The sequence below is a fragment of the Nocardia sp. NPDC050717 genome (assembly GCF_040654275.1).
Taxonomy (GTDB): domain Bacteria; phylum Actinomycetota; class Actinomycetes; order Mycobacteriales; family Mycobacteriaceae; genus Nocardia.
The window spans coordinates 276,412-288,746 of record NZ_JBFAHR010000001.1 but is presented as its reverse complement, the minus strand read 5'-3'; the positions used below and the strand labels follow the sequence as shown (position 1 = coordinate 288,746).

Sequence of the window (12,335 nt, the reverse complement as noted above, 5' to 3'; positions counted from 1 at the left end):
CACCGGCTACCCACCCACAGCGCTGGGCAAACGCGCGGTGCGTTGTGGAAGGTGGGAAGATCGGCGGACGAGCGAGAGGTCCGGCGATCGTGGTGTTCCGACCGGGCGTCAGACCTTGTCGTCTTCGTCGATGAGGTGCTCGAAGGCACGCAGGTTCTTGAGGGATTCGCCGCGGGAGACCCGCCACTTCCATTCCTTGCGGATGGATTCGGCGAAGCCGAGTTCGAGCAGGACGTTGAAGTCGGTGTCGACGGCCTCGAGGATCTGGCCGAAGACGCGGTCGAGCTCGTCGGGGGTCACCGACTCGACGGAGGTGCGGCCGACGAGGTAGATGTCGCCGACGTTGTCGAGGGTGTAGGCCACGCCGTAGAGGCGCCGGTTGCGGCGCAGCAGGTACTTGTAGACGCCCTCGAAGTTCTCGTCGGGCTTGCGGCAGACGAACGATTCGATGCGCACACCGTGCTTGCCGACGGTGAGCATCACCGTCGTCTTGAGCTTGCGCTCGCCGGGCAGCACCACGATGAAGGTGTCCTCGGCGTGGCGGGTGTATTCGATCTCGCGATCGCGCAGGGTCTCGTCGATGAGCTGCGATACGGCGTTCACCTGCGTGCTCCTGTCCGGCGCCGCCACAGCGCCCGCGATCTGGCCTGACTGGTCTCCCCCGCGAGCAGGGCGATCCGGCCGCGTTCGGCACGGAACCCGGCCATCGCGGCAGCGTAGCTGTCGAGCAGCCCCTCGGCGGTGTGCGCCCAGGAGAACCGGCTCGCGTGCTCGACCGCGGTGGCGCCCATCCGGGCCAGCCGCGCGGGGTCGTCGAGCAGCGCGGCGAGCGCGTCGGCCCAGTCGGGGGTGCGGTGTCCCGGCACCAGCAGACCGGATTCGCGGTGCCGCACGGCCGTGCCGAGTCCGCCGACATCGGCGGCGAGCACCGGGGTGCCGCTGGCCTGCGCCTCGATGGCGACCAGGCCGAAGGATTCGTTGTAGCTGGGCACGGCGACCACGTCGGCCGCGCGATACACCTGGACCAGCCGGTCCGCGGGCTGCGGCGGCAGGAAGGTGACCTGCTCGGTGATCCCGAGGTCGGCGGCCAGCTCGATGAGCGCGTCAGGCCGCGCCAGGCCGGTGCCGGAGGGGCCGCCGACGATCAGCACGCGCAGTCTGCGGCTTCGATCGCGGCGCAGCAGCTCGGCGGCGGCGCGGACGAGCACGTCGGGCGCCTTGAGCGGCTGGATGCGGCCGACGAACGCGACGATCTGCTCGTCGGCGCGCAGGCCGAGTTCGGCGCGAGCGGCGAGCTTGTCGCCAGGCCGGTAGCGGGTCAGGTCGGCGCCGGGCGGCACCACGTCGATGCGCTCGGGGGCGGCACCGTAGAGGTCGACGAGCTGGCGGGCCTCGTCACCGGTGTTGGCGACGAGCCGGTCGGACTCGGCGATCACCTGCTTCTCGCCGATCACCCTGGTCTCGGGTTCGGGGGCGTCACCCTCGGCCAGCGCGGCGTTCTTCACCGCGGCCAGCGTGTGCGCGGTGTGCACCAGCGGCACCCGCCAGCGGTCGCGCGCCAGCCAGCCGACCTGGCCGGAGAGCCAGTAGTGCGAGTGCACGAGGTCGTAGTGGCCGGGCAGGTGCCGCGCCTCCTGGCGCAGCACCTCGGCGGTGAACGGACAGAGCTGGGTGGGCAGGTCGTTCTTGTCCAGTCCCTCGAACGGCCCGGCGACCACGTGGCGGACCAGCACGCCCGGCCCCGCCTCGGCCACCGGCGGCAGATCCGAGGACGTCGCGCGCGTGAAGATCTCCACCTCGGTGCCGCGTTTGGCCAGCTCGAGGGCGGTCTGCAGCACATAGACGTTCATGCCGCCCGCGTCTCCGGTTCCGGGCTGCGCCAGCGGCGAGGTATGCACCGACAGCACCGCGATGCGGTGGGGCAGAATTTCCGGGCGACGCTGACTCACACACTCCAGTGTGCACGCCGCGACCCCGCCGCCGACATCCCTACCGGGATCGGTGACGGTCGTCACACGGTATTCGTGAGTGAGTTCACGACGAGCCTGCCGGACCAGCGCGAGCGGCGCCAGCGAATTTCGGACATCACGGTCACTGCCGTTCGCGCGCCAGGGCGGCCTCGAACATCGGCCACGACTTGTGCAGATCCTGCTCCCAGTAGCCCCACGAGTGGGTGCCGTTGGGCCGCAGATCCACCGTCGCCGGGATGCCGAGCGACTGCAGCCGGTCGCTGAGCTGGCGGGTACACAGCCCGGTGACGGCCTCGAGCGAGGCGCCGAACAGCAACTGGGTGGTGAGCTGGACGGGATCGCCCTGCGCCGCCACGAGATTGTCGTACGGACCCGGAATCCCGTTGCCGGAGGACACGTACACCTCGGTGCCGCGGAATGCCTCGGCGTGCAGATAGGGGTCGTGCGCCGACCACGCGGGATCGCTCGGCGGGCCCCACATGTTGGCCACGTTGCCGAGCCTGCTGCCCACCACCGCGCTCACGATCGCTTGTCCGCGTGGGTCACTCGTGCGCACGCAGCCGCTGTAGGAACCGATCGCGCGGTACATGCCCGGCGCGGCGAGCGCGAGCTGGAACACCGAGGTGCCCGCCATCGACAGGCCCGCGATGGCGTTCGCGCCGGTGCCGCCGAACTCGGCGTCGATCACCGGCGGCAGTTCCTCGGTGAGGAACGTGGTCCAGCGCTGTTTGCCGAGCACCGGGTCGACGGCGCGCCAGTCGGCGAAGTAGCTACCCGCGCCGCCGAACGGGATCACCACGTTCACCTGCTTGTTCTTGAAGAATTCGACGACATCGGTGCGGTCCAGCCAATTCCCGTCGCTGCCGCCGCCGACACCGTTCAGCAGATACAGCGTCGGCGCCGGAGAATCCGGATCGGCGGCCCGCAACACCCGCACCCGGGTGACGATATCCATCGCCGGTGAATACACGCCGACATCGATGGTGCTGTCCGGCTCGACGCGCTGATCTTCGATCCGCGCGTGTTCGGCGCTCGCCGATGGCGCTCCCACCACCGCGCCGACCAGCAGTGCGACTGCCAGGAACGCGATCCGAACGCCACCTGCCCGACCGAACATCATCGAACTCCACTCTCGACGCCGAACCCACTTCCCTTCGCATCAAACGGCATTCCCGCACGCTACACACGTATTCACGAAAAGATTGTGACAATTACCAGAAGATTTTCGGCCGCCCTGTGTGAATTGTGCTCGTTGCTCTCGAGAACAATCACAGTCATATCACACCGGCTTCGGCGACTAATTATGTTCTGATTCGACCGAAATAGACCGGTCGTTTTCGGCGCGAAAGCGCAGCTCAGTCCAGCGCGTCGAGGAACGCGCCCACCTCGGCGACGAAGCGGGCGCGGTCCTCGATGAAGAGGCCGTGCTGGGCGCCTTCCCAGTAGGAGGCGCGGGCGCCGGGAACGTTGTCGACGATGTAGCGGCCGTTCTCGACCGGGACAACCGGATCCGCCGTCCCGTGCAGCACGAGGACCGGAATGTCCAGGGCGCGCAGGGTTTCGGTGTTGTCGACCGTGCGATAGAACAGGGCCTTGCGCACCGACGGCGCGGTGGCGAGGCTGCCGCCGAACAGGCGCTGGGCATCCGGGCCCTTGTCCTCGCCCGGACCGGTGTTGGCGTTGCCGAACACGGCGAACGCGCGGACGGCGCGGCCTGCCGCCTCGTCGAAGACCCCGGGGATCGCCTTCGCCATGGCGGGACCGGGTGCGGCGCCGGGCACATCCTTGCCGATGTGGGCGGGCGCCCCGCAGTAGACGACGCCCGCGATCGCCGCGGTGCCCTCGGTGGCGAGATAGTCGGTGGCGACGATGCCGCCGTAGGACCAGCCGAGCAGGACCGCGCCGGACTCGACGCGCTCGGCGGCGAGCACGGCCGCGACATCGGCGGCCCAGGCCTTCGGATCGTCGTAGCCCGCGCCGGGATCGTCGGAATAGCCGTGGCCGCGCAGATCGACCGCGATCACGCGGTAGCGCTGGGCCAGCTCGTCCGCGGCGGCGCCCCAGCACCGCAGGTTCCCTGCCCAGCCGTGCAGCAGCACCAGCGGCCGCCCGTCCTCCGGTCCGGTCACCCGGTAGACGATCCTGGTTCCCTCAGCGCTGACCGCGTCACGAATAGCCATGCCGACAGGCTAGCGCCGGCCGGATTCACGATGATCCGAGCCGTGGCGAGGCCGAATCGGCGGCGAATAGGATCGGTGCGCATGAGCACTCGCATCGCTGTCGTCACCGGAGCCAGCTCGGGCATCGGGGAAGCCACCGCCAGGGAACTCGCCAAGCAGGGCTACCACGTGTACGTGGGCGCCCGGCGGTTCGACCGGGTCCAGCGCCTGGCCGAGGAGATCGGCGGCACCGCCGTGGAGCTCGACGTGACCTCCGAGGAGTCGGTGGCCGCGTTCACCGAGGCCATCGACCGCGTCGACGTGCTGGTGAACAACGCGGGCGGCGCCAAGGGCCTGGCCACCGTCGCCGAGGCCGACCTCGACGACTGGCGCTGGATGTGGGAGACCAACGTGCTCGGCACGCTGCGGCTCACCAAGGCGCTGCTGCCCAAGCTGATCGCCTCCGGCGACGGCCTGATCGTCACCGTCACCTCCATCGCCGCCATGCACGCCTACCCCAACGGCTCCGGCTACACCTCGGCCAAGCACGCCCAGGCGGTGCTGCACCGCACCCTGCGCGACGAGCTGCTCGGTCAGCCGGTGCGGCTCACCGAGATCGCGCCGGGCGCGGTGGAGACGGAGTTCTCGCTGGTCCGCTTCGACGGTGACGCCGACCGTGCCGCCAAGGTGTACGAGGGCATCGATCCGCTCTACGCCGCCGACATCGCCGAGATCGTCGGTTTCGTCGCCAGCCGTCCGCCGCACGTGAACCTGGACACGATCGTGGTCAAGCCCCGCGACCAGGCCGGACCGGGCAGCTTCGCGCGCCGCTCCTGACCCGCGCCGGGCAATCCCCGGAGCGGACAACCGAATCCGGGGATCTCGCGACGTCCGGGTGGCGCTCGCCGCGCGCGGAATTGATACTGCCGGTGGCCGGTTCGAGCCACCGACCGAGGTAGCCGATAATTCGCTACCGGGTGGGACGGCCGATAGCATCACCACGTTTGCCAATAGCCAGTCTCAGGAGTAGTTCACCGATGCGCAGTATCAAGTCCGTGTTCGGCGGGTTCAAGGATTTCCTCATGCGAGGCAATGTCGTCGACCTCGCGGTCGCCGTGGTGATCGGCACGGCGTTCACCGCCGTCGTCAGCTCGTTCACCAAGGGACTCATCGACCCGCTGCTCGCGGTGTTCGGCTCGACCAACGAGCTGGGCCTCGGCATCCAGCTGATCGCCGACAAGCCGGCGACCTTCATCCAGATCGGCCCGATCATCACCGCGTTCATCAACTTCTTCATGGTGGCGGCGGTCCTGTACTTCGTGCTGATGCTGCCGATGAAGTCGCTGAAGAACAAGTTCGGCACCACCAAGGCCGCCGAGCCCACCGAGACCGAACTGCTCATCGAGATCCGCGATCTGCTGGCCAAGCAGCAGGGCCTGAGCACCGCGCAGGCCGAGACGCTGAGCAAGGAACGCGCCGCCGAGTCGGTCTAGCGGATACTGGCCCGTATGAGCACACCACCCGACGGCCTGCCGATCTACCGCGTGCTGACCGGCCCGGACGACGAGACGTTCTGCCGCCGCGTGAGCGCGGCACTGGCCCTCGGCTACACGCTGCACGAGGGCCCGGCCGTCACGTTCAACGGCGAGAACGTCATCGTCGCCCAGGCCGTGCTCTGGCCTACCGCCGCGGCAACAGCAGCGCCGGGATCATCGCCAGCGCGATCATGACCGGCGCGATCAGGTAGGTGTGCTGGAAGGCCTCGGCCAGGGCGGGGGCCAGCGCGGCGCGCTGCGCCGCGTCCAACCCGTGCAGGGCCTGGAGCCCGCCCGTCACCGGGAGCAGGGCGCCCAGCGTCACCGAACTCACCGCGGTGCCGATCGCCATGGCGGTGGTGCTGATCATGTTCAGCACCGTCGACCCGGCAGGCTGCTGTTCGCGGCTCAGCGGACGGGTCGCTGTGGTGATCACCGGCATCATCGTGCCGCCGCCGCCCGCGCCCATCAGCAGCATGGTCAGGCACAGCGCCCAGTACGGCGCGTCGGCGTCGAGCTGGATCACGAACAACACGAAACCGGTGAGCGCCACCGTGATCGAGACCGGCAGGTAGCGACCGGGCGGAATCCGGTCGATCAAGCGGCCCGCCACCTGCATGGTCGCCCCGGAGGCCAGCGCGAACGGAATGCCGAGCGCGCCCGCCAGCAGGGCGGATTCACCGCGCACCACCTGGAAGTACAACGGCAGCAACAGCATCGAGCCGAAGTAGCCGCTCGCGAACAGCGCGAGCAGTGCCGCCGAGATGCCTGTGGTCCGGTTGCCGAGGACCCGCAGGTCCAGCAGCGGCACCGGGGTGCGCAGCGAACGCAGCACGAAGGCGACGATGAGCCCGGCGCCTGCCAGCAGCGGCACCAGCACCGACGGGGTCGCGAAGCCCGCGCTCTCCCCCGCCGCCGTCACCCCGTAGATCACCAGCGCGAGCCCGGGTGACATGAGCAGCAGGCCGACGACGTCGAGCGGGCGCGGCGGCTCCGGCGCGTCGTCGGGGACCACCCGCGCGGCCAGCACCAGCACCAGCGCGCCCAGCGGCAGGTTCAGGAAGAACATCCACCGCCACGACACCTCGTCGATGAGGTAGCCGCCGATCACCGGGCCGAGCAGTGGGCCGACCAGGATCGCCAGCCCGAGCGTGCTCATCAACCGGCCCAGCCGTTCCGGTCCGGCCGCACGCAGCAGGATCGTCATGGCGACGGGCATCAGCAGGCCGCCGCTGGCACCCTGCACCAGGCGAAAGGCGATGAGCGACTCGATGTTCCAGGCCAGCCCGGCCAGCACCGAACCGAACGCGAACGCCGTGATCGCGGCCAGGTACAGCCGCTTCGCGCCGAAGCGGCCGACCAGCCAGGCCGAGGTCGGCACCACCGCGCCGAGGGCGAGCGAGTAGCCGGTGGCGACCCACTGGATCGTGCTCAGGCCCGCGTCGAATTCGACCGAGAGCTTGTTGATGGCGACGTTCACGATCGTCTGATCGAGGGTCGCCATGATCATGCCGACCACCAGCACCAGCGCGATGCGCATGGGGTTCCGGGTGGTGACCGGCGGAGTCTGTGTCCGGGTGAGCACGGCGATCACTTTCCGTACGGGCGGACGGCGCGGGCGGTGCGCAGCGCCTCGCCCCACCAGATCAGCTGGTCGAGCAGGGCCGCGGCGGCGGTGTCGGCGGAGTCGTCGCGCAGCGCGCCCGCGTCGTCGAATCTGCCCCACGGGTTGGGCAGGGCCACGCAGTCGCGCACCGTCACCGCGTGCAGTTCGGCGAAGACCGGGCGCAGGTGTTCGACCGCGCGCAACCCGCCGGAGATGCCGCCGTAGGAGACGAAGCCGACCGGTTTGGCCTGCCATTCGGTGTGGTGGCTGTCGATCAGGTTCTTGAGCGAGCCCGGGTAGCTGTGGTTGTACTCCGGTGTCACGATGACGAAAGCGTCCGCCGCGGCGAGCTTTTCGGTCGCCTCGGCCGCCGCGGGGGCGGGGGCGCCGAACGTGTGCGGCAGTTCGGCCGTGCCGGTGTCGACGATGTCGACGGTGATCGCGTCGCGCGGTGTCGCCTGGCGGATGAACCAGTCGGCGACGGTCGGGCCGAAGCGGCCCTCCCTGGTGCTGCCGATGACGACGGCGACCCGCAGCGGACGGACCTCGGTGCTCCGGTGCTCGACCGTGACGCTCATGCGCTTCCCCTTGCTTCGGTGGCGATCCTCGATCGCCGCTGCGCACCACGGTGCTACCTCAACCATTCTTCAGGTCAAGTCGGCGCCATCGACCGCTTGACGGGAATACCCCCTAGGGGTATATAGTTGCGTCTATACGCAGATAAGCGATAAAGTTCGCCTCAGGAGGGCCGACATCATGACCACCTCGCTGTTCGCCCACCGTGACTACCGATTGCTGTTCACGGCCCAGGTCGCGGCCCTGTTCGGCACCGGCCTCACCACCGTCGCGCTGGGGCTGCTCGCCTACGAGCTGGCCGGCGGGAACGCGGCCATCGTGCTCGGCACCGCGCTGACGCTGAAGATGCTCGCCTACGTGACGGTCGCCCCCATCGCGGGCGCCTACGCCGGGCGGCTGCCGCGCAGGCAGTTCCTGATGGCGCTCAACGGAATCCGCGGCGCGATCGTGCTCGCGCTGCCCTTCGTCGACCAGATCTGGCAGATCTACGTGCTGATCACCCTGCTGCAGATCGCCTCGGCCGCCTACACCCCCACCTACCAGGCCGTACTGCCCGACATCCTGCCCGACGAACGCGACTACACGAAGGCGCTCTCCGCCGCCCAGCTCGCCGCGACCATGGAGACACTGCTCAGCCCGATGCTGGCGGCCCTCGCACTGAGCGTGCTCAGCTTCCACTGGCTCTTCGTCGGCACCGGCATCGGTTTCGCGGTCTCGGTCGCGCTCGTGCTGGCCGCGCGCATCCCGAACGCGGTCGTTGGCGACGGCGCCATCGGCGAACGCCTGGTCGCAGGACTGCGCCTGTTCGCCGCCACCCCGCGACTGCGCGGCCTGCTCGGCCTGAACCTGGTGGTGGCCGCCGCCGGCTCGGTGGTCATGGTCAACACCGTCAACTACGCGCGGGATGTGCTGGGCGGCAACCAGTCCGGCGTCGCCGTGCTACTCGCCGCGAACGGCCTCGGCACCATGTTCGTCGCGCTGACCCTGCCCAAGATCCTGGACCGGCGCGACGAGCGCTCGGTGATGCTCACCGGCGCCACCGTCCTGGTGCTCGGCCTGGCCGCGGCGATCGCGCTCTCGACCGCGCCCACCGGCGCCTGGAGCTGGCCCGGCGCGCTCGCCACCTGGACCGTCATCGGTGCGGGCACCGCCATGGTGCTCACCCCCACCGGCCGGGTGCTGCGCCGCTCGGCCCGCGCCGAGGACCGGCCCGCCCTGTTCGCCGCCCAGTTCTCGCTCTCGCACGTGGCCTGGCTGATCACCTACCCGATCACCGGCTGGCTGGCCACCACCGCGGGCTTCACCACCACCTGGGTCACCCTGGCCGTCATCGCCGGCCTCGGCGTCGTCGCGGCGGTGCGGCTGTGGCCGCGGCGGGACCCCGCCGAGATCACCCACGTGCACGAACTGGGCAGCGTCGACCCGGCCATCCTCGCCGACGCGATCCAGGTGGGCCCCGGCCTCTACCAGCACACCCACGCCTACGTCATCGACCGCAACCATCCCCGCTGGCCGAGCCGGACCCCCGCCCTGGTCTGATCGGCACAACCGAACGCCCCACACGTCCACGCCGTGTGGGGCGTTCGGTTGTCCACGCCCCGCCACCGACGGCGCCGGGGCTCGCGATGCGGTGGTCGTGAATCGTCGACCGCGCCGGCCGACCGCCGAAGTCGGCACACGAGCCCGACCCGCGGCGCTGCGACCGGTCGTAGGGACTAGCGCGGACCGGCCGCCGCCCCTGACGGCGTCGTGGCACCCGCCAGCGCCGACATGGACTGCCAGGTGGGCCAGTCGATGGCCCAGTCGTAGATGTCGCCGTCGGCCTGGGAGAGCTCGATGGAGGTGCCGGTGACCTCGACCGGGTCGCCGTAGAGCGCGGTCGGGAAGTAGGCCTGGGCATCGGACGGGGAGAGGTTGATGCAGCCGTTGGTGACATTGGACGCGCCCTGCGCGGACAGCGATTCCGGGTTGGCGTGGATGAATTCGCCGTTGTTGGAGATGCGCACGGCCCAGCGCTCGCGCACATTGGTGTAGTACGGCGGATTCGACATCAGGAAGTCCTCGTACTTCTCGGTGACCACGTGCACGCCCGAGCGGGTGACATTGCGCGGCTCGTTGCCCTCGCCGTAGGAGACCGCGAAATCGAAGATCGTCGCCCCGTCCCGCACGACCTGCATCCGGTGACTCGGCGCGTTCGCGACCACGATCTGGCTGCGGCCGATGCTGAAATCGGAGGTGAGGTCGGAGTCGCCGTACGCGCCGCCGCCCAGGTCGACGCCGTACAGCGGGGCCGAGACATGCACGGTGGTGCCCGGCGTCCAGTAGTTCTTCGGGCGCCAGTGCGCCCGCGACCCGCCGTCGTCGGGCAGCCACGCCCACGAGCCCTCGGTCGGCGGGTCGGTGGTGACGGTGAGCGCCTTCTCCACCGCCGCCTTGTTCGCCACCGGTCCGGTGAACTTCAGGATGATCGGCGCCGCGATGCCGACCTCCTGGCCGTCGCCGATGTTGAGCGTGGCCGGGGTCGTCGAAGTCGGGCGCAGGGTGGTGAAGGTGCCGTCGATCGGCACGGGCTTGCCGTCGGTGCCGACGGCGGTGCCGGTCCAGGTGTAGGACGCGTCGTAGCCGAGCGGCTCGGTGATCTTGTAGGTCGCGCGATCGGGGCTGAACTCGCCGGTGACCTGTTTGCCGTTGGCGTTGGTGAGCGCGATCTGGTCGATCCGGCCGTCGCTCACCGTCACCGAGACGGGAGCGCGGGGGGCGACCTCGGTCGCGTCCGGCGCCGGGGTGATGGCGACCCGCGCCACCGGGCCCGCGGGCTCGGCGTCGCCGCCGGGGCGGTCGATCGTGCAGCCCGTCAGCACGACGAGGACTGCCAGCAAGATCACCGCAACCGCAGACCGGCCGCGGCGATTACCGACGCCACGCCCGTCGGCGGACACCCGCCGCCGCACAGCTCCTACCGCCGCCCCGCGCGCACGCAACGAGGTGGTTACCGAAAGTTTGCTCACGGCATCGAATGTACGCCGGGCAACCGACCTGCCCACGCCACTGCCCAGCTCACAGCGCCGGACCGGTCCCCCGCAATGGCCCCGCCGTGTGCCCTGCGCCGCCGTGCGGCGGGCCGCCGACGGAGTGCGAACACCACCGCGGCCGCGCCGTGCCACGCCGGATCGGTAGCCGAAGCCGAATCAGGCCGCTTCGACGAGCGCACCTCGCCACTCACGCGTCTTGCGGGCGCTCACTGTCACTGCGCTGGTTCCGACCGAGCCGCTGAGCCGCCGTCGAGCAGCCGCACTCAGCGCAAACAGTGTCGCCACCTCGCCGCCATTCGGCGCCGGGATCTCCGCCCGGCCGATCCGGCTCACAGGGTCAGGCCGACGGTCACCGGTTCCGGTTCGAGCCGCACGCCGAACCGCTCCTCGACACCGGCGCGGACCGTGCGGGCCAGCTCGACGATGTCGGTCGCGCTCGCCGCGCCGCGGTTGGTGAGGGCGAGGGTGTGCTTGGTCGAGAGCCGCGCGGCGGCCTGCTCGCCGGGGAAGCCCTTCGCGAACCCGGCCCGCTCGATCAACCAGCCCGCCGACAGCTTCGTGCCGTCGGGCGCGGGGTAGGTCGGCACCGACACCTCGCCGAGGTGCGCGGTGACGGCGGCGAGCACGGCGGGCAGCCGCTCCGCGCTCACCACGGGGTTGGTGAAGAACGAGCCCGCGCTCCAGGTGTCGTGGTCGGCGGGGTCGAGCACCATGCCCTTGCCCGCGCGCAGCCGCAGCACCTCGGCCCGCACCGCGGCGGCCGGACGGGTCTCGCCGTCGGCGGCGTCGAGCGCTCTGGCCAGCTCGCCGTAGCGCAGCGGGGCGCTCTGCCCCGAGGGATCGAGCGCGAATTCGACCGCGAGCACCACCGCGGCGTCGCTGTGCTTGAGCACGCTGGTCCGGTAGCCGAAGCCGAGTTCGGCCGGTTCGGCCCAGCGCACCTCGCCGCTCGCGCGGTCGAGCAGCCGCACCCGGCGCAGCAGCGTGGCCACCTCGACGCCGTACGCGCCGACGTTCTGCACCGGCGTCGCCCCCGCCGAGCCGGGGATGCCGGACAGGCACTCCAGGCCGCCGAGACCGGCGGCGACGGTCGCCGCGACCACCTCGTCCCACACGGCGCCCGCTTCCGCGTGCACGCTGTCGACGCCGATCTCGACGGCCGTGTTCGCCACCCGCACCACGACACCGTCGAACCCGGCATCGTCGATGAGCAGGTTCGACCCGCCCGCGATCAGCAACACCCGCACATCCGCCGCGTCCAGCGCCGAAACCGTGGCGATCAGCGCCTCGGTGCTGCCGCATTCGGCGACCAGCGCGGGCCCGCCGACCCGCAGCGTCGTCAGTTCGGCCAGACGCACCGATTCCCGCACCACCGCGCCGGTCCCGGCGAGGAGGTCATGCAGCTGATCGGAGGACACCACCCGTGTTGTACGCACGGGTAGAGACGGTAGCGTGTC

At 70.4% G+C, this 12,335-nt stretch carries 12 protein-coding genes; 4 read left to right on the top strand and 8 right to left on the bottom strand.

Annotated elements, in window-relative coordinates; genetic code table 11:
* Positions 1 to 108: 108 nt before the first annotated feature.
* The 4 genes from AB0H56_RS01450 to AB0H56_RS01435 form a co-directional block, all read right to left on the bottom strand.
* Complete coding sequence (locus AB0H56_RS01450; protein ID WP_357156064.1) at positions 109 to 603, bottom strand: YbjN domain-containing protein; 495 nt, start codon at positions 601 to 603, stop codon at positions 109 to 111.
* Complete coding sequence (gene mshA / locus AB0H56_RS01445) at positions 600 to 1,958, bottom strand: D-inositol-3-phosphate glycosyltransferase (protein WP_357157792.1); 1,359 nt, start codon at positions 1,956 to 1,958, stop codon at positions 600 to 602. The genes AB0H56_RS01450 and mshA overlap by 4 nt, the downstream gene beginning before the upstream one ends.
* A gap of 133 nt (positions 1,959 to 2,091) precedes the next feature.
* On the bottom strand, positions 2,092 to 3,087 hold the full coding sequence (locus AB0H56_RS01440) for an alpha/beta hydrolase family protein (protein WP_357156062.1): 996 nt from the start codon (positions 3,085 to 3,087) through the stop codon (positions 2,092 to 2,094).
* Positions 3,088 to 3,325: 238 nt separating this feature from the next.
* On the bottom strand, positions 3,326 to 4,150 hold the full coding sequence (locus AB0H56_RS01435; RefSeq protein ID WP_357156061.1) for an alpha/beta hydrolase: 825 nt from the start codon (positions 4,148 to 4,150) through the stop codon (positions 3,326 to 3,328).
* Between the two features lie 81 nt (positions 4,151 to 4,231).
* Between AB0H56_RS01435 and AB0H56_RS01430 the strand changes: the two genes are divergently transcribed.
* The 3 genes from AB0H56_RS01430 to AB0H56_RS01420 all read left to right on the top strand — a co-directional run bounded on the left by AB0H56_RS01430 (position 4,232) and on the right by AB0H56_RS01420 (position 5,859).
* Positions 4,232 to 4,966 (top strand): SDR family NAD(P)-dependent oxidoreductase, encoded by a 735-nt coding sequence (locus AB0H56_RS01430; protein ID WP_357156060.1) that lies wholly within the window; start codon positions 4,232 to 4,234, stop codon positions 4,964 to 4,966.
* 218 nt (positions 4,967 to 5,184) lie between these two features.
* Positions 5,185 to 5,622: a large conductance mechanosensitive channel protein MscL gene (gene mscL / locus AB0H56_RS01425; protein WP_357157789.1), complete on the top strand. Its 438-nt coding sequence runs from the start codon at positions 5,185 to 5,187 to the stop codon at positions 5,620 to 5,622.
* Between the two features lie 15 nt (positions 5,623 to 5,637).
* Positions 5,638 to 5,859: a DUF1737 domain-containing protein gene (locus AB0H56_RS01420; protein ID WP_357156058.1), complete on the top strand. Its 222-nt coding sequence runs from the start codon at positions 5,638 to 5,640 to the stop codon at positions 5,857 to 5,859.
* Here AB0H56_RS01420 and AB0H56_RS01415 read toward each other — a convergent pair.
* Both AB0H56_RS01415 and AB0H56_RS01410 read right to left on the bottom strand, forming a co-directional pair.
* Complete coding sequence (locus AB0H56_RS01415; RefSeq protein WP_357156057.1) at positions 5,810 to 7,249, bottom strand: DHA2 family efflux MFS transporter permease subunit; 1,440 nt, start codon at positions 7,247 to 7,249, stop codon at positions 5,810 to 5,812. The genes AB0H56_RS01420 and AB0H56_RS01415 overlap by 50 nt on opposite strands.
* Before the next feature lie 5 nt (positions 7,250 to 7,254).
* Entirely contained in the window at positions 7,255 to 7,848 is a 594-nt protein-coding gene (locus AB0H56_RS01410) for an NAD(P)H-dependent oxidoreductase (protein WP_357156056.1), read from the bottom strand.
* Between the two features lie 178 nt (positions 7,849 to 8,026).
* On the opposite strand from AB0H56_RS01410, the gene AB0H56_RS01405 reads away from it, so the two are divergent.
* Positions 8,027 to 9,385, top strand: coding sequence for an MFS transporter (locus AB0H56_RS01405; RefSeq protein WP_357156054.1), 1,359 nt, complete (start codon positions 8,027 to 8,029; stop codon positions 9,383 to 9,385).
* A gap of 176 nt (positions 9,386 to 9,561) precedes the next feature.
* On the opposite strand, the gene AB0H56_RS01400 is transcribed toward AB0H56_RS01405, so the two are convergent.
* Both AB0H56_RS01400 and AB0H56_RS01395 read right to left on the bottom strand, forming a co-directional pair.
* Positions 9,562 to 10,731, bottom strand: a complete 1,170-nt coding sequence (locus AB0H56_RS01400) for an Ig-like domain-containing protein (protein ID WP_357156053.1) — start codon at positions 10,729 to 10,731, stop codon at positions 9,562 to 9,564.
* Positions 10,732 to 11,207: 476 nt separating this feature from the next.
* The gene (locus tag AB0H56_RS01395) at positions 11,208 to 12,299 is read right to left on the bottom strand and encodes a UDP-N-acetylmuramate dehydrogenase (protein WP_357157786.1); all 1,092 of its coding nucleotides are present in this window, start codon (positions 12,297 to 12,299) and stop codon (positions 11,208 to 11,210) included.
* Positions 12,300 to 12,335 lie beyond the last annotated feature (36 nt).

Coding starts and splice junctions, on each gene's coding strand:
- AB0H56_RS01410 (WP_357156056.1), bottom strand. CDS start 7,848: ATGAGCGTCACGGTCGAGCACCGGAGCACCGAGGTCCGTCCGCTGCGG.
- AB0H56_RS01430 (WP_357156060.1), top strand. CDS start 4,232: ATGAGCACTCGCATCGCTGTCGTCACCGGAGCCAGCTCGGGCATCGGG.
- AB0H56_RS01405 (WP_357156054.1), top strand. CDS start 8,027: ATGACCACCTCGCTGTTCGCCCACCGTGACTACCGATTGCTGTTCACG.
- AB0H56_RS01435 (WP_357156061.1), bottom strand. CDS start 4,150: ATGGCTATTCGTGACGCGGTCAGCGCTGAGGGAACCAGGATCGTCTAC.
- AB0H56_RS01420 (WP_357156058.1), top strand. CDS start 5,638: ATGAGCACACCACCCGACGGCCTGCCGATCTACCGCGTGCTGACCGGC.
- AB0H56_RS01440 (WP_357156062.1), bottom strand. CDS start 3,087: ATGTTCGGTCGGGCAGGTGGCGTTCGGATCGCGTTCCTGGCAGTCGCA.